Annotated in this window: 24 protein-coding genes and 1 pseudogene; 6 read left to right on the plus strand and 19 right to left on the minus strand. The window is 66.0% G+C overall.

The window, feature by feature from the left end; all coding sequences use genetic code 11:
* The first annotated feature begins 21 nt into the window (after positions 1 to 21).
* Entirely contained in the window at positions 22 to 987 is a 966-nt protein-coding gene (locus M9945_RS16460) for a GGDEF domain-containing protein (protein ID WP_367945445.1), read from the plus strand.
* Between the two features lie 94 nt (positions 988 to 1,081).
* Here M9945_RS16460 and M9945_RS16465 read toward each other — a convergent pair whose 3' ends face one another.
* From M9945_RS16465 to M9945_RS16555, 19 genes and pseudogenes are all read right to left on the minus strand, one after another.
* Complete coding sequence (locus M9945_RS16465; protein WP_367945446.1) at positions 1,082 to 1,726, minus strand: antitoxin of toxin-antitoxin stability system; 645 nt, start codon at positions 1,724 to 1,726, stop codon at positions 1,082 to 1,084.
* Positions 1,719 to 2,135: a hypothetical protein gene (locus M9945_RS16470; RefSeq protein ID WP_367945447.1), complete on the minus strand. Its 417-nt coding sequence runs from the start codon at positions 2,133 to 2,135 to the stop codon at positions 1,719 to 1,721. Before M9945_RS16470 ends, M9945_RS16465 begins: the two co-directional genes overlap by 8 nt.
* Positions 2,136 to 2,252: 117 nt before the next feature.
* Positions 2,253 to 2,690: a hypothetical protein gene (locus M9945_RS16475; RefSeq protein WP_367945448.1), complete on the minus strand. Its 438-nt coding sequence runs from the start codon at positions 2,688 to 2,690 to the stop codon at positions 2,253 to 2,255.
* Positions 2,691 to 2,739: 49 nt separating this feature from the next.
* A pseudogene (locus M9945_RS16480) lies at positions 2,740 to 2,928 on the minus strand (hypothetical protein); the annotation flags it as partial.
* Between the two features lie 9 nt (positions 2,929 to 2,937).
* The gene (locus tag M9945_RS16485) at positions 2,938 to 3,339 is read right to left on the minus strand and encodes a hypothetical protein (protein ID WP_367945449.1); all 402 of its coding nucleotides are present in this window, start codon (positions 3,337 to 3,339) and stop codon (positions 2,938 to 2,940) included.
* Positions 3,340 to 3,403: 64 nt separating this feature from the next.
* Positions 3,404 to 3,961 carry a hypothetical protein gene (locus tag M9945_RS16490; RefSeq protein ID WP_367945450.1) on the minus strand — a complete coding sequence of 186 codons (558 nt, stop codon included), beginning with the start codon at positions 3,959 to 3,961 and terminating at the stop codon, positions 3,404 to 3,406.
* A gap of 153 nt (positions 3,962 to 4,114) precedes the next feature.
* Positions 4,115 to 4,537: an antirestriction protein gene (locus M9945_RS16495; protein ID WP_367945451.1), complete on the minus strand. Its 423-nt coding sequence runs from the start codon at positions 4,535 to 4,537 to the stop codon at positions 4,115 to 4,117.
* Positions 4,538 to 4,636: 99 nt separating this feature from the next.
* Positions 4,637 to 4,933 (minus strand): hypothetical protein, encoded by a 297-nt coding sequence (locus tag M9945_RS16500; RefSeq protein ID WP_367945452.1) that lies wholly within the window; start codon positions 4,931 to 4,933, stop codon positions 4,637 to 4,639.
* Positions 4,930 to 5,199, minus strand: a complete 270-nt coding sequence (locus M9945_RS16505; protein WP_367945453.1) for a DUF6117 family protein — start codon at positions 5,197 to 5,199, stop codon at positions 4,930 to 4,932. Before M9945_RS16505 ends, M9945_RS16500 begins: the two co-directional genes overlap by 4 nt.
* Before the next feature lie 69 nt (positions 5,200 to 5,268).
* On the minus strand, positions 5,269 to 5,745 hold the full coding sequence (locus tag M9945_RS16510) for a hypothetical protein (RefSeq protein ID WP_367945454.1): 477 nt from the start codon (positions 5,743 to 5,745) through the stop codon (positions 5,269 to 5,271).
* A 98-nt stretch (positions 5,746 to 5,843) separates the two neighbouring features.
* On the minus strand, positions 5,844 to 8,063 hold the full coding sequence (locus M9945_RS16515; protein ID WP_367945455.1) for a ParB/RepB/Spo0J family partition protein: 2,220 nt from the start codon (positions 8,061 to 8,063) through the stop codon (positions 5,844 to 5,846).
* A gap of 115 nt (positions 8,064 to 8,178) precedes the next feature.
* Positions 8,179 to 8,583, minus strand: coding sequence for a response regulator (locus M9945_RS16520; RefSeq protein ID WP_367945456.1), 405 nt, complete (start codon positions 8,581 to 8,583; stop codon positions 8,179 to 8,181).
* Positions 8,584 to 8,754: 171 nt separating this feature from the next.
* Positions 8,755 to 9,312 carry a hypothetical protein gene (locus tag M9945_RS16525; protein WP_367945457.1) on the minus strand — a complete coding sequence of 186 codons (558 nt, stop codon included), beginning with the start codon at positions 9,310 to 9,312 and terminating at the stop codon, positions 8,755 to 8,757.
* A gap of 145 nt (positions 9,313 to 9,457) precedes the next feature.
* Positions 9,458 to 9,799: a hypothetical protein gene (locus tag M9945_RS16530; RefSeq protein WP_367945458.1), complete on the minus strand. Its 342-nt coding sequence runs from the start codon at positions 9,797 to 9,799 to the stop codon at positions 9,458 to 9,460.
* A 75-nt stretch (positions 9,800 to 9,874) separates the two neighbouring features.
* Entirely contained in the window at positions 9,875 to 10,276 is a 402-nt protein-coding gene (locus M9945_RS16535; RefSeq protein WP_367945459.1) for a hypothetical protein, read from the minus strand.
* On the minus strand, positions 10,269 to 10,829 hold the full coding sequence (locus M9945_RS16540; RefSeq protein ID WP_367945460.1) for a hypothetical protein: 561 nt from the start codon (positions 10,827 to 10,829) through the stop codon (positions 10,269 to 10,271). The genes M9945_RS16535 and M9945_RS16540 overlap by 8 nt, the downstream gene beginning before the upstream one ends.
* A complete protein-coding gene (locus M9945_RS16545; protein ID WP_367945602.1) occupies positions 10,829 to 11,605 on the minus strand; it encodes a hypothetical protein in 777 nt (258 codons plus the stop codon). The genes M9945_RS16540 and M9945_RS16545 overlap by 1 nt, the downstream gene beginning before the upstream one ends.
* Entirely contained in the window at positions 11,605 to 12,585 is a 981-nt protein-coding gene (locus M9945_RS16550) for an ArdC family protein (protein WP_367945461.1), read from the minus strand. Before M9945_RS16550 ends, M9945_RS16545 begins: the two co-directional genes overlap by 1 nt.
* A gap of 168 nt (positions 12,586 to 12,753) precedes the next feature.
* Positions 12,754 to 14,175, minus strand: a complete 1,422-nt coding sequence (locus M9945_RS16555; protein ID WP_367945462.1) for an IS1182 family transposase — start codon at positions 14,173 to 14,175, stop codon at positions 12,754 to 12,756.
* Positions 14,176 to 14,380: 205 nt separating this feature from the next.
* Here M9945_RS16555 and M9945_RS16560 point away from each other — a divergent pair, with 205 nt between their 5' ends.
* From M9945_RS16560 to arsH, 5 genes are read left to right on the plus strand one after another with little or no spacing between them, the layout of a single operon-like run.
* Complete coding sequence (locus tag M9945_RS16560; protein WP_367945463.1) at positions 14,381 to 14,752, plus strand: ArsR/SmtB family transcription factor; 372 nt, start codon at positions 14,381 to 14,383, stop codon at positions 14,750 to 14,752.
* Complete coding sequence (locus tag M9945_RS16565) at positions 14,745 to 15,272, plus strand: arsenate reductase ArsC (RefSeq protein WP_367945464.1); 528 nt, start codon at positions 14,745 to 14,747, stop codon at positions 15,270 to 15,272. Before M9945_RS16560 ends, M9945_RS16565 begins: the two co-directional genes overlap by 8 nt.
* Positions 15,273 to 15,280: 8 nt before the next feature.
* On the plus strand, positions 15,281 to 15,706 hold the full coding sequence (gene arsC / locus M9945_RS16570; protein ID WP_367945465.1) for an arsenate reductase (glutaredoxin): 426 nt from the start codon (positions 15,281 to 15,283) through the stop codon (positions 15,704 to 15,706).
* A gap of 9 nt (positions 15,707 to 15,715) precedes the next feature.
* Positions 15,716 to 16,771, plus strand: a complete 1,056-nt coding sequence (arsB, locus tag M9945_RS16575) for an ACR3 family arsenite efflux transporter (protein ID WP_367929610.1) — start codon at positions 15,716 to 15,718, stop codon at positions 16,769 to 16,771.
* Positions 16,771 to 17,487, plus strand: coding sequence for an arsenical resistance protein ArsH (gene arsH, locus M9945_RS16580; RefSeq protein WP_367929611.1), 717 nt, complete (start codon positions 16,771 to 16,773; stop codon positions 17,485 to 17,487). The genes arsB and arsH overlap by 1 nt, the downstream gene beginning before the upstream one ends.
* The last annotated feature ends 41 nt before the right edge of the window (positions 17,488 to 17,528 follow it).

A 17,528-nucleotide genomic window follows, 5' to 3' on the forward strand; every position in this document is an offset into this window, starting at 1 on the left:
GTCCCGACGGAGGGGCGTGATGTGACATCGGATAGAGGCGACCGCGCGCCAGGCAAGCTCGACGCGGCGATTGACGCTTTCGAGGCCGCCGCGTTGTGGCTGATCCGCTGCGAGAGCTGGCAGAAATGGATAATGGTCGTCGGCGCGATCGCTGTCCTGACGACGTTCGACCTCTCGGCCGCGACCGAATCCGTCAATTTCCGGGCGCTCTATATCATCCCGGTGGCGCTCGCCTGCTGGACGTTGCAGCCGGTTCACGCCGTCACCGTGACGACGGGCATCGTCGCGCTCCTCTTCTTCCAGGCTCAATTGAGCTACGGCACGCCGCTCTTTCTGGAGCTGGTCGCTAGTGCCGTCGCGCGAACCCTGGCCTATTCCACCGTCGCGGCCTTCGTCCTGAGCTTCCGACGGCTCTATGACCGCACGCTCGCATCAGCGCGCCAGGACCAGATGACCGGCGTTCTCAACAAGAGCGCCTTCGGGCAGGAGGCGGCGTTCCTGTTATCGAGGGGCCGGGCATCGCGGACGACCATGCTGCTCGCGGTCCTCGATCTCGACGGCTTCAAGCAGTTGAACGACGCGCGGGGCCATGCCGCCGGCGATGCCGTGCTGAGGGATTTCTCGGTCAATCTTATGGGGGAGATTCGGCGCAGCGACCGGATCGGCCGCATCGGCGGCGACGAGTTCGGCCTGGCCTTGCAGGTCGGATCGGAAAGGGAAGCGAGGCAGCTTGCGCGCGACCTGCATGCGCGCGTGTCCGAGGCGCTGGCGGCGACCGGCCGGCCCGTCACCTTCAGCATGGGCGCGCTGATCGTGCCGCCCCATGTGGCCAGCGCGTTCGAGCCGCTCATGGAAGAGGCCGACCAATTGCTCTACGCGGCCAAGCGGCAGGGCAGGAACACCGTCGTCGTCGCGGCGGCCGCCGCAGGTCCGAAGCATGGCGCCGCTGCCGGGCGAACCGCGGCCGGAGCGGCGCCCGCCGGGTAGCCGACAGGCCGGGGTGGAGGCGAGTTTCGCAGGGCAAGCGCGCCCCTCGTTCCCGGCCCTTGCCCCTCCCTGTCATGCTCGACCTGACCGGCGATCATCCGAAGCGGCGTCCGGTTTCGGTGAAGGTGTATTCGTTGACCGCGATCGCTTCGTCGACCTGCCCATCCGAGGTCTGGAATTCATACTCCCTTTCGAGCTGGCGATAGAGCCAGCGGGCGAGGTCGCGCAGCGCCTCGGCGACGCAATCCTCCGCGTCGGCCGTCATGTCCTGCCAAACGGGGCTGTCTCGCCTGACGACGATCTCCATGCTGCCTTCGTGGTGGTAGCGCCCGCGATGGCCGATGTCGGCATAGAGCCGGTAGAAGTTGCGCCGCTGCACGGCCTTGAGCGCGTCGGCGATGCGATGAAGCTCGCCGTCGCGGGGCGCATGGGCGCGAATGGCCACCGACGCGGATTTCGCATATTCGTAGCGGCCCTCGAAGCACGCGCCGTCGCCTTGCGACCAGAAACCGCTGAACCAGATGCACGGCTTCCCGCGCGTCCCGCCGCCATGGAGCTGGACGGGGCGCGTCTTGAGGCGGATGCCGAGGATTTCCGCAATCTGCCGGAAGTCCTCGAAGACGAACTCGTGCCAATCATGGTCGAAAGCGCCCTCCCGATACCAGGCGCGGGCCTTCTCGCGGGCGTCATCGGACAGCTCGTGCAGGCGATAGACGGTGATTTCGACGATCTCAGGCATCGGGATCGCCTCCATCCAGAACCGTGGCCAGCCAGCCGTCGGTGTAGGTCCAGGCCACGGTCTCGCCGGTGGCGAGATCGAGGACGTGGGCGCCTCCGCCGAAGGCATTGACGCGCGCCGTCGAGCAGGTGTTGGCGTATTGGAAGCCCCATCTGCCGGTCAGGCCGAAGGCGGCGGCACAACGCTTGACGAACTGGATGACGTGCTCGGGATCGCCGGTGACGTCATCGCGCATCCAGAGCTTCGTGCCGCCATGCTCGGGCTGGATCGACAAAAGGAAGCCCTCCGAAGGCGGGTCTTCGGCCGCGTTGTCCTCGGACAGTCGATTGTAGAGGTCGAGGGCCTGGGCGGCATTGTCGGGTGTGCCGACGTCGAGCAGGCAGGAGAAGTGGGTGTAGTAATTGGCCATGTCGGGCTCCTGAAACGAGAAACCCCGGCGCGTTGGTCGGGGCGGATCGGGGGAAGACGGGATCGGGTCAGTGCAGGGTCGGGCTGACCTCGCGCTGCGCCGGCGCATGGCAGCGCATCATGTCCGTTCCCTCGATGGAGAGCCGTGCCCGGCAGGTTCGCCCGGATCGCGTGCGTCCGCTATGATCGCCTCGCCGCGCGCCACGGCCGAGGCGGCGCGCTCGATCCATTCGTCGGACGATGCCCGGCCGGCCCGGACGTCGGCGAGGAGCATCTTGAGAAGGCCATGCAGGATCTCGAACTGCCTCGCCCTGCGCTGGATGGATTCCTCGAAATGCGAGGGCACCGGAATCGGCGTGGAAGCATAGGCTGGCCCGGCGCCGCGCCAGATGCCCGAAACGAAGGTCTCGCCGACGCACTCGCGGTCGAGCTTGCTGGCCGACCAATTGTTGTCCTCGATGGCCTTGCGGCAGGCATCTGCGACAGTGTTCGCGCGATAGGTGCGATGCCGGTAGCATGGCAGATGATAGGCGGTTTCAATCGTGTAGTGGGGCATGGGAGCCTCCTGAAACGAGAAAGCCCGGCGCGAGGCCGGGCGAGGATTGACGGGATTGCGCGGCGAGCCGCTGGGCATCGGCGTGGTGACGGAGCATCTCGCGGTAGAACCGCTTGCGCGCGTCCCGCCTGGCGGGATCGCGCAGAGCGGATCGTGCGAGCCTGCCGCGAGCGGCGCGGATGACGGCGCGCTCGCCGTGCCAGACCAGGACGCCGAGCCGGAGATAGGTGGCATACATGGCCGCCACCTAGACGTTGATGCGCTCGCACAAGGCGTCGATCCGGGCGGGACCGAGGCCGGCATGTGCGCCGTCATTGGTGAGGATGCTCGTGAGCGCCGGGTCGATGTCTCCCCGCGCAAGGGCGAGCTGAAGGAGGCGAAGGCCCGCCAGGGCCGCATCGCGCTCCTCGGCGGTGACGGCGAGGCTCACGAACGCCTCGACGGCCTCGCCATCTTCGAGCAGGCGAACGCCGCCAAGCTCGTCGATCTCGAAGTCGTCGAACTCCTGCACATAGCCGGTGGCGAGCCATTCGCCATCGTAATGGACGCTCCGGGCGAGGCTTCGCGCCTGTTCGGGCGTGTCGGCCTCGATGACGGTTTCGTAATAGGCGAAGGCGTCGTGGCCCTTGCTGACGACGAATTTGGGCATGGGAAACTCCATTGGTGAAAGCCCGGCAAGCGGCCGGGGAAGGGATGGAAATCGGGGATGAAGATCATGCGGCCTGCGGCAGCCGCAGCAGGTCGGCGGCGGTCTCGCGCCAGGCGAGATCGACCAGCCGGGCCTCGAGCATTGCCGCGCAGAAGCGAAACTCGCGGGCCGAGACTCGCTCGCCGCGATCTTCGGCGGCGAAGGCGCGCCCGCGCAGGCGGCTGGCATCGGCAACGACCCGGCGCGCCTCCGCGTTCGAGCCGACCGGCTGTTGCCAGAGGATGATCCCGGCCCGGATCGCGCCGGCGAGAACCAGGGCGCGTTCGCGGTCGAGGATGGCGGCGAACCGGGGCCGGAAGCGCAGCGTCTCGTCCGTGCCGATGCGGATGTCTCCACGCGCGACGCGCAGGCTGGCGTCGGACATGGCCGCTTCCGGCGAGGCGAACACGCCGAGGTCGACCACGCGCTCGAAGCTGTCGGCCTCGTCGCAGCCGTCGAAGCCGGCCACGCCGATATAGCTCACGCGCAGCGGAAACCTCGCCGCGTGATGCAGCTCCGGCATTACCTGCCGGGCGAGAACGTCGCCGATCTTTCTGAAGCTGGTGTGATGGTCAGGGTTCATCGGGCAAGCCTCCGCGACGGGCGGCGGAAGCTCTCTCCCGCCTTCCTACCCGTCACGGCCAAACCGGCCTTCCTCTCCCTCTCGCCGCCGGCAACGGCGGCCAGGCGGGCATGAATAAAGCGCCCTGCGGTGTGGCAGGGCGCTTTTGGGGGGTCAGTCTATGACCGCGAGGATCGCGGATGCCTCGGGATGATCTTTCGTGTAGGCGAGAAGCCGATGGTAGCCGTCCGACAGATGCCTCGACTCATATTTGAGCGAGAGATGCGAGAGCGTGAACAGCGTGGCGATGATGCCGGCAGCCTCGGCCGACACCTCGCCGCGATAGTGGGTGATCGTGCCCTCGATGCGGAACCGGCGATCGCTGTCCGGCGCGAGGAACAGCGGCTGGCCCCGGTATTCGTAGAACGCCCAGAAGCCGCCGCCATAGTCGCGGGGGCAGAGGCGTTCCATGAAGGTATAGACCGTGTTTTCCGCTGCGATCAGGAATTGAAACCCGAACAGGACCGGCAGGAATTTTTCGCGGCGGTCCTCGGGAACGATGGTGGCGAGCTGGCGTGTGGCGAGGTCGGTCGTCACGGCGTTTGATCTCCAGTGAGATTGGGGGAACAAGGCCGGACGGCGCTCTCTCTGCGTCCGCCCGACCCTGTTCGCGTCCGTCAGTCCTCTTTCTCTCCTTCAGGATCGCCAGCGTCCGACGATCTCGCGGGCGACCATGGCGCGGGCCTTTGCCATCACGGTCTCGCCGGACGTTTCGGGGTGCCGGAAGAACCGCGCTCGGGGACCGTTCGCGGTCCAGTCCGCGTAATAGCAATAGGCGCGGTCGCTCAGGCGGAACGCCGTCATGTCCTCGGCCCAATGCGGTTTCGGCTCCACGACCACGGTGACGCCGCCGCGCGTTTCCTCCCAAGGAAGCGACCGCTCCGGGGGAGGGTTGCGGCGGTCGTCGGCGAACAGGGCATCGACCGTCATCATGGCGATACCCCCGCGTCGGGCTTCGGGAGAAAGCCGGCCGGGTCGTTCGGATCGGGCGGCAGATAGGCGTCATAGGGATTGCCGTCGGCCAGATGGCCGAACGGCGTCATGACCACATCGCCGTCATCGGCGCGGCCGACCGCGCAAATGACATAGCGATGCTCGCCGGTGACGGCATCCAGGCACTCCATGAGGGCGAGATTGCCGTCGCCTGCGGCGCGCAGCAGCGTGTTGAAGTTGGTGCGGGCATGATCGGGAATGGGCATGGTGATCTCCTCGAAACGAGAAGGCCCGCCGTGCTGTGACGGCGGGCCGGGTGGATCGGATAGGTGGTGTCAGGCGACGGCGCGGCCTTCGACGGCATCCGCGCCCACCTCGTCGGCCGAGACCTCCTCCATCCGCGCGCGGCTGCATCCGGCTTTTGCCAGCCAGAGTTCGGCGGCCTCGCGGTCGTCGGCGAGATGGAGCAGTTCGACGTTTTCGCCGACCTGCTGAACGACGCGGACCTGGCCGACCCTGGGCCGCTCGACCACGCGGAAGCGGAGATCGCTGTCGATCCCGTAGGTGCGCGCCGAGGTGACGAGGACGATGCCGCCCTCACTGAAGTCTCCTTCGTGCAATGTGAAGCACGGCGGGGACGAATAGGTCGGGCGCTCGCGGGCCGGCTCCTTGCGCACGAGGCGGCCGAGACCGTTGCGGCGCTCCCAGGCGGCGAGGTTCTTGGTGAAGCTGGCCGGCGGCCTGGGCGTGCCGTCCGAATAGGCGACAAGCGAGCCGAGCGGCGCGATGTCGAGGATAAGCGATGCACTCATGGAAAACGCTCCTGAAACGGAAGCGGCCCGGCGGGATGCCGGGCCGTGCGATGGAAGGGAAAGAAGGGGGGCGGGCGAAGCCGCCCCGCTGATGCGCGCTATTCGGCGGCGACGAGGGGCGCGGGGTCCGCGTCGGGATCGGCGGCGTCCTCCGTGTCGCGGCGCTTGAGGAAGGCCGGGATGACCGATTCCGCGTCGGTCTCCTCCTCGCCCGCGAGGAAATCGGGCAGCGCGACGTCGGCCTCAGCTCCGTCCGCGTCTGGCTCGATCGCCGGCTCCTCGACCATGAGGCGCAGCGGTTCCGGGAGCCAGCCGGTATTGGCCAGCCGCTCCTCGGCGGCGGCCGCCAGCCCCAGCTTGTCCTTCTTCTGAAGCTCGAAGAGGTTGGCGGTGCTTGCGCCGCACGCTTCGGCGACAGCTTCGAGGATTCGCTGCTTCGTTACCCGGCCGAAATAGTTCGCCACGGTCGGCCGGAAGCCGGCTTCGGCCATGTCGAGGCCGGTGACGATGGCGAGGCGGTCGGCTTCCGACAGGCGGCGCTGAAGGCCCGCTTCGGAGATCCCCGACGCACTCAGCGGGTTGGGCCGCTCATAGAGCGCGTTGACGCCGAAGGCGACGCAATGGGCGAGCAGCGCCATGCGGCTGTCGTCGTCGAGCGCCTCGAGCCAGTCCCAGAGCGCATCGCTGTCGGCCGGCAGCCTGGCCTTCCAGTTCTCGTGCCGCTCGTCCACCGCCTTGGCGTAGGGGGTGTTCTTGAGGTCAACACCCTGTTCGCCGCAGTAGATTTCGCGGACGGAGACGTGAAGGCCGGCCCCATGCGTCTGCCGCTTGAAGGCATCGTGGACCAGCTTGTGCAGCAGCGCCGTCATGGCGATGCGCGGATTGTTGCCGACGGCGTGGCGCAGCGCGATGGTGCGATGCGCGCTCAGCTCGATCACCAGACGCTCGGGGAGGGGCCTGACGGCCTTTTCGTCCTCCTCGGGCTCATCGGCCTCGCCCCCGACGGTGATGACCGTGCGCTGCACCTCCGGTTCCGCTTCGCTATCCGCGTCGGTTTCGGCTTCGGCATCGGCCTCCGGCTCGTCGCCGGCCTCGACGGTTTCGACCGGCTCGTCCTCGGGACGCACCCACCCGCGATCGACGATAAGCTCGCCGTCCTCGTCGACGGTGACGAAGGCGCCGGCGAAGGCGATCTCAGCCGGGTCGAAGACGACGGGGCGGCGCTCGAAGGCTTCGAGCTGCTTTTCGATCTCGCCGAGGCGGCGGTCGATGTGGTCGGGAAGCTCCTCATGGCCGGCATATTCGGTTTCGAGACGCTCCTGCTCGTCGCGCAGCTTCTCGCGCTGGCGGCGTTCCTTCGCGGACAGCTCGGCGAAGGTGCCGACGATGCCGCGCAGGTCATGGTCGTAGCCATAGGGAAGTTCGAGATCGGCCGCGAGCCACTTCCAGCCCTCGGCGGCCACCTCGTCGGCGGCGGCCTTCAGCTTCTCCGCGACCATCCGGTCGAGGAGCTTGACGTCCTCCAGCCATCCGTCCTCGTCATCGTCGAAGAGGTAGCGCGGCAGGACCGGGCCGCCCGCTGCGAGATAGGCGTCGAGGCCGACGAAGCGCGCGCGCTTGTCCGACGACGGCACGGTGGTCTCGGTGAGCATGTCCCGGATCTGCCAGGGCTCGTTGCGGTGCGTCTGCTGGACGGCCTCCCAGACCTGCTCCTGCCGCTCGTGATCGGGATGCGCGGTGAACGCCTCAAGCATCTTGAGCGTCATGCCGTTCGCGGCATAGACCGCGTGCAGCTTGGGCGAGACCTTGGCGAGCACAAGGCGCTGCTCGACATAGCGATCGGTGGTGAAGTAGGCGCTGGCGACCTCCTCGATCTTCATGCCGCCGTCCACCATGCGCTTGAAGGCGCGGAACTGGTCGAGCGGATGCAGCGCCTGCCGGAACGTGTTTTCCGCCAGCGAGTCGTCGACCGCCGAGGTCTTGGCATTGGCCTTCTTGACGATGCAGGGGACAAGGCCGTCCTCGGGGAAGCGGCCCTTCGCCACCAGACGGGCGATGACGCGATGGCGCCGCCCGCCTGCCGGGGTCTCGAAATCGCCGGTCTCGTTGCCGTCGGCGTCGAGGATGGCGCGGACATTGATGCCGAGGATCAGATCCTCGCGGCGCTCGACGTCGAATTCGAGTTCATCGAGGCCGACGTCGGCGTCGACCTCGCGCACATTGTCGTTCGACAGATGGATGCGGTTGAAGGGAATATCGCGCGCCCGCGAAAACTCGATCAGTTCGAGGACGGGCTTCTTCTTGGCAGCTCGGGCCATGGTGGTTTCTCCGCGACGGGCGCCGAGAGCCACTCTCTCGACCATCAACCCGTCACGAAAATCCCATCCCCCTCTCTTTCTCTGGCCGCTTCCGCTCGCTCCGACGCCCGCCGGCTCATGCGCCTTCCGGCCCGCTGGCTGCCGCGCCGAGATGGTGGCGGATGCGCTCGGCAAGGCGCTGGTGATCGTAGGGCTTGCCGATCGGCCCTTCGTCGCAAAGCGAGGCGGCGGCCTCGGTCTTCTGGATGACCCCGGAGGTGAGGATGATGCGGCGGCCCGGCCGATGCGCGCGCACCCACGCGGCGAGACCGAAGCCGTCCATCGGGCCGGGCATCTGGATGTCGGAAAAGACGAGATCGACGGGAGCGCCGGATTCGAGCAGGGCGACCGCCTCGGCGGCGGTGCCGGCTTCCACGACCTGCCAGCCGCAGCCGCGCAGGAAGTCCGCTATGTCGATACGGATGAGGAAGTCGTCTTCGACGACGAGGATGGTATGTGGTTGGTCCGGTGCCGTTTCCAATGCGAGCCCCCCTGGCTGTTGTCACCTCCGGTCGTGTGCGCCGACGACTATTATAGTCGCTCTTGAGCCGAATATCGCAACCGCTGAAAGCGCCGAAGGTTCCGAAAACGACATTCCGTCCGTGAGGAGCCGCATTTCCGGGGAGGTTACGCGAGGCGATGGCGGCATCGTTCACGGCGTAGAGGCTTCTTCCTGCTGCTGCCGGAGCGCCTCACGCATGATCGCGGCCATGACATCGACAATCTCGATGCGGTCCTCCTCGGCGACCTTCTCGGGGTGGAACGCCTCGTTCATCTCGGCACCGCGGTCGTCGAAGTCGGCGATGATGCCGCGCGCCGCGCGCAAGGCCCAATCGCCCGGCTCCGGCAGCGCGCCGTCTTCGCCTTCGACTTCGGAATCGAAAGCGTCGAAGGGACATCTGCGGCCCGATCGCAGCATGTCCTGCGCATATTGTTCGAGGGTGCGGCCGCCCTCGAATTTCGGCCATGGCTGTCGCGCCGTGTGACGTCCCGCAGGCGCCCGGATGGGTCGCGGGATGTGGACATAGGCGACGGTGTGGGCGTCGTCGAGCGCCTCGTCGAAGTCGATGCCTTCCTTGTGCGCATAGGCGATCAGGTCGAGGAGGAGCATCTCCAGATTGTGAGCTTTGCTCAGAGGCTCGCGGTCGCAGCGGATCGCGTGGTCCTCGATCGTGCGTGCGGTTTCCAGAGTGTGATCGAGAGCAGGCATGTTCGATGACCTTTCCAGTGCGTCCAACGCGCCGCGGCGGGGGATTTCGAGCGAGGACGCTCATTCTATCGCCACAAGTCGCGCTCGTGGACCGGCTGCGGCCGCTCGCGCCGGATTTTCTTCCGGGGCAGCCTGAAAGCGACATTCAATCCGCCACGATGCGGGGTCGTGGTGCATTGACGCCGTATTTGCGGCGCAGCGCCTCGATGGCGCGGTCCTGCCGCTCGGCCTTGCGGTCGAGCCGAGCCAGCTCGGCGAAGGTGACTCCGGCCAGGACTTCGAGGATTCGCTGGTATTCGGCCTCGTCGGCGCCGGTCCAGCGGCTCATCCGGCGATGATAGTGTCGCGCTTTCGGTCGCCTGCGGATCGCCTCGCCCTCGGCGTGGTCGCGCATCCGGCGTTCCACGCCGGCGATGTTGCGCCGGGTTTCGGCAAGCGCCTCTTCCATGCGCGTCAGGGCGGCGCGCAGCTTGTCGCGTGTCATCATGGTGATCTCCATCGTGACGGGCCGCCGGCGCGATAGGGCCGGCGGCATTTGAGGGAAGCCGACCCGAGCGCGCCGTCAGGCGGCGTCGGGATCGGGATCGTCGTCGCGGAAGCGCGGCGGTATCTCGTCCTCGGGGCCTTTCCAGAGGATGCGGTTGCCGCGCCAGATGGTGACGAAGCCGCCACCTTTGGGCGGCGGCTTCGGCGGCGCGGGCTCGAAGTTGCGGCAACTCAAATTCCCGTCCGTCGCCGAGAAGGCCGGGATCTTGGCATGGCCGAGCAGAACGCGGTCGCAGAAGCCTGCGGGCCGCTTGACGCGGCGGCGCGAAAGGCCGAGCCGGAACGCCTCGTAGTCGCGTTCGAGGTTTTCCGGCGGCGGCTGCCAATGGCGGCAGTCGCGGCATCGGCCCGGCCGGCCCGGCGCGGGATCGTCGAGCGGCGGCCCGCCATTGTGGCCGGGCGGCTGGCGGTCAGCCATGGCGAACCTCCCCGGCCGAGGCCGTCAGCAACCAGTGTCGCAGGTCCTGGCGCATCCGACCGATAGGACCGTTGATCTCGGTGATCGTCGCGTCGGCGGCGACATATCCGCCGTGGCGGAACAGCCCGACGAAATGCCACATCACGTCGAGATAGAGCTGGCCGCCGACCAGGGCGACGTCGATGAAGGGTTGCCTGCGCCAATCGCATAGCGGCGCGATGTGCATGCCGGGATGCTGGCCTGCCGGCATGACGTTGCGCCGGGTGGTCGGGCGCGGCCAGCGTGTGCCGAGACCGCCGGCCTTCATGCGCTCCGCGATTTCGGGGGTCATGCGTGCGTCGTAGGTCTCGATCGGCGTATCGGCGGCGCGAAAGCCGAGGCGGGCCGACAGGAAGGCGACCCGCGCAAGCCGGTTGTCGGGATCGGCGGCCCGCAGCGTGCGCCACAAGGGACCGTCATAGCGTTCGATCGCGGGCATGTATGTCGGGCCGTCCCGCTTGGTGGCCGAGCAGGCGAGCATGAGCAGGCGCCGGGGAGGGGGATGCGGAATCATCACGCCGCCCTCCCGGTCGTGGTCCGGCCCGGCCGCGCGGCCCGCCTGACCATGACGGGCCGCGTGTCGGCCGCCTGGGCGATGCGCTGGATCGTGGCGAGGTCGGCGTCCGGGCAATCGCCTGTCACCTCGATCTCGACATAGTGGCCACCGCTGCCGACCTTGGAGTCGCGCAGCCGGTGATTGGACGATGTGTAGAAGCTCTCGTGCCGCTCGATGAGACGGACGCGCGAGCGCAGGAAGAGGATGCCGGAGCCGAGATTGCCGCAGAACAGCAGCTCGTCGGCCTCGGTGGTCTTCGGCCCGCCGCCGACCCTGCGCTGGCCGATCTGGCGAAACGCCGCGTCGAAGCTCGTCGGGTCCGGCGTGATCCGCGCCTTCAGCTCCGGGTGGAATTTCCAGGGCGGCCGGTGCGGATCGACGCGGCCGACGTCGATCTGATGCAGCAGGTCCGCGAAATAGGCCGGATCGGCTGGATAGGGGCAGGTCCGCCAGATCTCGCGCACGGTGCGCCGCAAGGTGTCGGGCAGCGCGAAGAGACGGGCGCGGGCCTTGCGCCAGGTGGCCGCACGCATCCGGCGGCGTTCGCGCTCGGCCGCGTCCCACCAGATGGCGCGACGGGCCATTTCCGCGTCGACGTCATGCTGGCCGTCGGCGATCTGCTCGGCGAAGAGGGGCAGCGCCTCGCGTTCGAGGCGCTGCTTGCGGTGGAACGCCGCGCGTTTGCGCGACGTGTCCTTGTAGGGCTCGGGCCTGTGCCAGCGACGGAAGCGCATCACGCCGCCCTCCGCTCGACCGGGGCCGCGGCGACCGCCTCGGGCGTGCCGGCATCGTCGCCATCGACGGGTTCGGGCAGGAAGCCGAGCAGCCAGTCGGCCGCCTTGCTCGCCTGCGAGGCGGCGCGCACGATGGCGCGGTTGTCTTCGCGCAGCACCTCCAGCCAGGAGCCGATATAGTCGGCATGGCGCACGGTCGGCACGATGCCGAGCGAGGCGCAGCAGAAGGCTGCCGTGATCTCGGCCACCAGCTCCTCGAAGGCGTATTTCCTGGTCCCGAAGGAACCGGAGAAATCGCGGCCGAGGCGCGTCGGATGGCCTGTCGCGTGACCCATTTCGTGCAGGGCCGTCCGATGCCAGTTGATCGGCTCGTGGAAGGCGTGCGGTGGCGGCACCATCACGAAATCCTGCGCGGGGACGTAGAAGGCGCGGTTGCCGCCGATGCGGAAGTCGATGCCGGTCGCCCGGATCAGCGCCTCGACCGTCGGCTCGATCAGCCCGGGAGGGGGCGGCGGAGCGACGGTGGCGATTTCCTCGGGCAGTCCCTCGCATTGGGCCGCGTTGAAGACGGTGAACCGCTTCAGGAAGGGGATTTTCCCCGGCTCCTCGCCGGTTTCGCGGGCGCGCCGCTTCTCGTCCTCGGGCGTGAAGCGGTCGGCATAGACGACGGTGGTGCCGCGCTCGCCCTTCATCACATTGCCGCCGAGCGACAGCGCCTGGCGGAAGGTGAGCCAGCTCTGGCCGGGAAAGCCGTGCTCGATGACGGCGCCCCAGAGGATCAGGACGTTGATCCCCGAATAGCGGCGGCCGGTGGCGGCGTTCTGCGGCATGGCGAGCGGCGCGCCGGCCGCCGGCGTTCCCCATGGTTGCACCCATGGGAAGCGGCCCGCCTCGAGATCGGCGATGATCTTGTCGGTGATGTCGTCGTAGAGATTGGTCCGGTCCCTGGCCGGGCGTGGCATGCGGTCGTGTCTGGACATCGCGGTTCTCCGCGACGGGCGCCGGAGACCTCTTCTCCGGCCCTCAACCCGTCACGGCCAACCGGCCCGCTCTCTCCCTCTAACGGGGGCGTTGCGGGGCAGGCTGTGCAGAAACTCAGCGAGGACGCAATGCGGCGGCGATGACGAGAACCGACTAGAGCGGGGTTCTCAGCCCCGCGACATCAGCGCTCCGGTTCCGAAGGCGTTCGAAGCGCGGATAATGTTGAATGCCAGGACCGAGAGGGCAGCTTCGGCTTTCACCCGCCGCAAACCGCGGGTCAGGAAGCGGCCTCCCCCAGACATTCGCTTGATGGTGCCGAAGGGATGCTCGACCGTGCAGCGCCGGATCGTCATGAGATCTGGGTTCTCGTGGACCCGACGCTCCATTCGATCAAGCGCACCCTGATCCACGAGCCTGTGAATCGTGCGCTGATATCCTGGCGTACACTGCGGTTTGATCTGGCAGGTCTGGCACGCGGGCGTTCTGTAACGGATCGCCCGATTTCGGGTATGCTTGCCCTTGGGATACATGGTTTCACCAGCAGGGCAGCGGATCGTGTCGGTCTGCTCGTCATGGACGAATTGCACGGGGCGGAAGTATTGCGCGCTCATGGCCCCGCGCTTGATCGGGGCCGCCACGCGGACACCGTCCTGTTCGCAGCGCGCGACTTCCTGCGCGTTCGAGTAGCCTCCGTCCGCCAGCACTTCGAGCTGGTCGACGTCGAGCACTTCTTTTGCAGCTATCGCCATTGGATGCAGCAGCTGGCTGTCGTTGGCTTCGTTGGCGACATCGTTGTGAATGATCAGGCCGCTTTCGATATCGACGACACTCTGGAGATTATAGGCTGGGAACTTCGGCGCCCGGCCATATCCCATTGGTCGTGCATCCGGTTCTCCGAAGACCACGACGTTGGTAGCATGCTCAGCAAGCTCGGCCTGCCGCTTTTCCAAGCGCTGCTTGCGGCATTCGAGTGACGCGATCGCGCTGGCAAACGCCGCGCGATTGACCGTCTGATCGTGCGCGCCCGCCGAGTGTTGATCTGCTATGTTGAGGCGGTCGAGATAGTAGGCGATTTCTGTTTCGGTATGAGCGATGTCGCGTGCCAGACGATCCGCTCCTGCAATATTCTTCGCGCTGGCAACCGCCCGCATCTTTGTTCCGTCCAGCGCCACCTTGCCAGGAGTGACCAAGCCGTTCTCGCGACAGAAGCTGATGAATGCGGCCCCCGTGCGGATGATCGCTTCGGGGTTGTCGTGCCGGAACGCCGCAATGGTCCGATAGTCCGGGGTCATGCGCCGCATCAGCCAGATGGCCTCCAGATCGCGCTGGCAGGCGCGCTCCAATTGGCGCGATGAACGCAACTGGTTCAGGTAGCCCCAGATGTAGAGTCGCAGCATGTCGCCGGGGTGATAGCCGGGTCGCCCCGTCGCGGCGGAGACAGTGCGCTCAAAGCCGAGCGCCGTGAGATCGAGCGTTTCGACGAAGGCATCAACGACCCGGACGAGAGCTTCCTGCAACACGTAATCTTCAACACAGGCGGGCAGCAGTAACGGCTGGCTCCGGTCATATCCCTCAATAAAGCGTCCCATTGTGCCCCCGTCCAGCAAGTGACGAAGTATACCATCCACAAGTGAATAACCCCAGTAAATGCTTGGCAATACGAACAATATCTACTGAGCGCGCTTGGGTTTCCCGCTCTCACTATTCGGCGGCGGTGTCCAGCTACCCGACGAGGCGGAAACTTCGGACCGTCCCTGCCTAGACTCCAGCCCATATGTCGATTAGTCTCGACATATGGAATCAGATAACGCAATCCTCGCATTCGCCGCGCTCGCGCAACCGACCCGCCTCGACGTATTCCGTCTACTGATGGAGCATGAGCCGGAAGGGTTGCCCGCAGGTGAGGTTGCCCGCAGGTTAGATGTACCCCACAATACCATGTCTACACATCTGGCGACGCTTACGCGCGCCAACTTGATCGAGGCGGAGCGGCACAGCCGCTCGATCATCTATCGGGCAAGGCTCGATGCCATGCGCGCGCTCGCCATCTTTCTCGTCAAGGATTGCTGCGGCGGCCGACCCGAGATCTGCGCGCCGTTGATCGCTGATTTTTCCCCTTGCTGCCCACCGCAAACCCTCGCCGCCAAGGAGGCCGCCCATGACTGACCGCACCTACAATGTTCTGTTCCTCTGCACCGGCAACTCGGCACGCTCGATCCTCGCGGAGAGCATCCTGAACAAGGATGGCGAAGGCCGCTTTCGCGCCTTTTCTGCCGGGTCGCAGCCCAAGGGGAGGGTCAATCCCTTCGCGTTGAAAGTGCTGAAGAGCTTCGACTACCCCGCGGAGAACTTCCGTTCGAAGGGGTGGGACGAGTTCGCGGGGTCTGATGCGCCTGTCATGGATTTCGTGTTCACCGTCTGCGACAACGCCGCCGGCGAAGCCTGCCCGGTCTGGCCCGGCCAGCCCATGACCGCTCATTGGGGTATCGAAGACCCCGCATCCGTCGATGGGCCTGATATCCAAAAGGAGGCCGCCTTCGTTGCGGCCTTCCGCTACATGAAGAATCGTATCTCGGCCTTCACGTCCCTGCCGGTCGCCAGTCTCGACAAGGTGTCTCTGCGCACGAAGCTGACCGAGATCGGCCAGTCCGAAGGCGCATCGTCTCCTCGTAACAGCGCAGCGTGAGGCAGGCGATGGACATCATCATCTATCACAATCCCGATTGCGGCACTTCGCGCAATACGCTGGCGATGATCCGCAACGCGGGCGTTGAGCCGCATGTCATCGAATATCTGAAGACGCCCCCATCTCGGGACATGCTGACTCAGCTTATCGCGCGCATGGGCATATCGGTGCGAGAACTGCTGCGCGAGAAAGGCACGCCCTATGCCGACCTGGGACTTGGCGACCCGGCGCTAAGCGACGCGCAATTGCTCGACGCGATGATGGTGCATCCCATCCTGATCAACCGGCCCATCGTCGTCAGCCCGAAGGGCGTGAGGCTCTGCCGGCCGTCCGAGGAAGTGCTCGACCTGTTGCCGCCGCAGCGCGGCGAGTTCGTCAAGGAAGACGGCGAGCGCGTGATCGACGAACACGGCCGGCGCGTGGCCACGGCCTAAGGGAATTACATGTCCACATTTGAACGCTACCTCACCCTCTGGGTGGCCCTTTGCATTGTCGTCGGCATCGCGCTCGGTCATTTTCTACCGGGCGCATTTCAGGCCATCGGTGCGATGGAAATTGCCAAGGTCAACCTGCCGGTGGCGGTGCTGATCTGGCTGATGGTCATCCCCATGCTGCTCAAGATCGACTTCGCGGCTCTGGGCGAGGTCGGGCGGCACTGGCGCGGCATCGGCGTGACGCTGTTCATCAACTGGGCAGTAAAACCGTTCTCGATGGCGCTGCTGGGCTGGCTGTTCATCGGCTGGCTGTTCCGGCCTTATCTGCCAGCGGATCAGATCGACAGCTATATTGCCGGCCTCATCATACTAGCCGCAGCACCTTGCACGGCCATGGTGTTCGTTTGGTCCAACCTGACCAAGGGCGAGCCGCATTTCACCTTGAGCCAGGTCGCCCTCAACGACGCCATCATGGTTGTCGCCTTCGCGCCGATTGTCGGACTGCTGCTAGGCCTGTCGGCCATCACGGTGCCATGGGGCACACTGGTCCTGTCGGTCGTGCTCTATATCGTCATCCCCGTCATCATCGCTCAGATCGTCCGTCGCCGGATTTTGACGAACGGTGGACAGGCTGCACTCGACAGGCTGCTTGCAAAACTTGGTCCGGCCTCTCTCGTTGCCCTACTGACGACGCTGGTGCTGTTGTTCGGCTTTCAGGGCGAACAGATCATCGCCCAGCCTGCGATTATCGGCCTGCTGGCCGTGCCGATCCTCATTCAGGTCTATTTCAACTCCGGTCTTGCCTATCTGCTCAACCGGATGGCCGGCGAGCAGCATTGCTTGGCTGGACCTTCGGCACTGATAGGGGCGTCGAATTTCTTCGAACTGGCGGTTGCTGCCGCCATCAGCCTGTTCGGCTTCCACTCTGGCGCGGCGCTCGCCACGGTCGTCGGCGTGCTGATTGAAGTGCCGGTGATGCTCTCGGTTGTCTGGATCGTGAACCGCTCCAAAGGCTGGTATGAGCGCGGCGGCAAGGTATCGACGTTGACGGAAGCGCAGCGCTGATGCCGGATGAACTTCCCAATCTCGATACCGCCTGCGTTGATGTTCCGAACATCGGCCGATTGCGCGCAACAATGCCGTCTACCCATCCGCCACGCATCTTGCTGCTTTACGGCTCGCTTCGCGAGCGGTCCTACAGCCGCTTCCTGACATTCGAGGCCGAGCGTCTGCTGAGACATTTCGGGGCGGAAACACGCATCTTCGATGCACACGGCCTGCCTTTGCCGGATGGAACCGACGTCAATCATCCCAAGGTGCAGGAACTGCGCGACCTCTCGCTCTGGTCGGAGGGACAGGTATGGACCAGCCCGGAGCGTCACGGTGCGATGAGCGCGGTGATGAAGGCGCAGATCGACTGGATTCCGCTATCGGTCGGCGCGGTAAGGCCGACGCAGGGCCGCACACTTGCCGTCATGCAGGTCTCCGGCGGCTCGCAGAGCTTCAACGCCGTCAACCAGATGCGCGTACTCGGCCGCTGGATGCGCATGGTGACCATCCCTAACCAGTCGTCCGTCGCCAAAGCATATCAGGAGTTCGATGAAGCCGGCCGGATGAGACCATCGTCATATTATGATCGAGTGGTCGACGTGATGGAGGAGTTGGTAAAGTTCACGCTGCTAACGCGCGATGTCTCACCCTACCTGACCGACCGCTATTCCGAACGCAAGGAGAGTGGCGAGGCTCTGATGCGGCGGGTCAATCTGACAGCCGCAACCTGAATCTTCTAATCCGCGCCGATCGAACATCATCGCTCGTGAGA

Source organism: Aquamicrobium sp. (genome assembly GCF_023954335.1).
Classification (GTDB): domain Bacteria; phylum Pseudomonadota; class Alphaproteobacteria; order Rhizobiales; family Rhizobiaceae; genus Aerobium.

Bases quoted from the DNA above. Each gene is read 5' to 3' on its own strand.
- M9945_RS16465 (WP_367945446.1), bottom strand. From the start codon at position 1,726: ATGCCTGAGATCGTCGAAATCACCGTCTATCGCCTGCACGAGCTGTCC.
- M9945_RS16470 (WP_367945447.1), bottom strand. From the start codon at position 2,135: ATGGCCAATTACTACACCCACTTCTCCTGCCTGCTCGACGTCGGCACA.
- M9945_RS16475 (WP_367945448.1), bottom strand. From the start codon at position 2,690: ATGCCCCACTACACGATTGAAACCGCCTATCATCTGCCATGCTACCGG.
- M9945_RS16485 (WP_367945449.1), bottom strand. From the start codon at position 3,339: ATGCCCAAATTCGTCGTCAGCAAGGGCCACGACGCCTTCGCCTATTAC.
- M9945_RS16490 (WP_367945450.1), bottom strand. From the start codon at position 3,961: ATGAACCCTGACCATCACACCAGCTTCAGAAAGATCGGCGACGTTCTC.
- M9945_RS16500 (WP_367945452.1), bottom strand. From the start codon at position 4,933: ATGATGACGGTCGATGCCCTGTTCGCCGACGACCGCCGCAACCCTCCC.
- M9945_RS16505 (WP_367945453.1), bottom strand. From the start codon at position 5,199: ATGCCCATTCCCGATCATGCCCGCACCAACTTCAACACGCTGCTGCGC.
- M9945_RS16510 (WP_367945454.1), bottom strand. From the start codon at position 5,745: ATGAGTGCATCGCTTATCCTCGACATCGCGCCGCTCGGCTCGCTTGTC.
- M9945_RS16515 (WP_367945455.1), bottom strand. From the start codon at position 8,063: ATGGCCCGAGCTGCCAAGAAGAAGCCCGTCCTCGAACTGATCGAGTTT.
- M9945_RS16525 (WP_367945457.1), bottom strand. From the start codon at position 9,312: ATGCCTGCTCTCGATCACACTCTGGAAACCGCACGCACGATCGAGGAC.
- M9945_RS16530 (WP_367945458.1), bottom strand. From the start codon at position 9,799: ATGATGACACGCGACAAGCTGCGCGCCGCCCTGACGCGCATGGAAGAG.
- M9945_RS16535 (WP_367945459.1), bottom strand. From the start codon at position 10,276: ATGGCTGACCGCCAGCCGCCCGGCCACAATGGCGGGCCGCCGCTCGAC.
- M9945_RS16540 (WP_367945460.1), bottom strand. From the start codon at position 10,829: ATGATTCCGCATCCCCCTCCCCGGCGCCTGCTCATGCTCGCCTGCTCG.
- M9945_RS16545 (WP_367945602.1), bottom strand. From the start codon at position 11,605: ATGCGCTTCCGTCGCTGGCACAGGCCCGAGCCCTACAAGGACACGTCG.
- M9945_RS16550 (WP_367945461.1), bottom strand. From the start codon at position 12,585: ATGTCCAGACACGACCGCATGCCACGCCCGGCCAGGGACCGGACCAAT.
- M9945_RS16555 (WP_367945462.1), bottom strand. From the start codon at position 14,175: ATGGGACGCTTTATTGAGGGATATGACCGGAGCCAGCCGTTACTGCTG.
- M9945_RS16560 (WP_367945463.1), top strand. From the start codon at position 14,381: ATGGAATCAGATAACGCAATCCTCGCATTCGCCGCGCTCGCGCAACCG.
- M9945_RS16565 (WP_367945464.1), top strand. From the start codon at position 14,745: ATGACTGACCGCACCTACAATGTTCTGTTCCTCTGCACCGGCAACTCG.
- arsC (WP_367945465.1), top strand. From the start codon at position 15,281: ATGGACATCATCATCTATCACAATCCCGATTGCGGCACTTCGCGCAAT.
- arsB (WP_367929610.1), top strand. From the start codon at position 15,716: ATGTCCACATTTGAACGCTACCTCACCCTCTGGGTGGCCCTTTGCATT.
- arsH (WP_367929611.1), top strand. From the start codon at position 16,771: ATGCCGGATGAACTTCCCAATCTCGATACCGCCTGCGTTGATGTTCCG.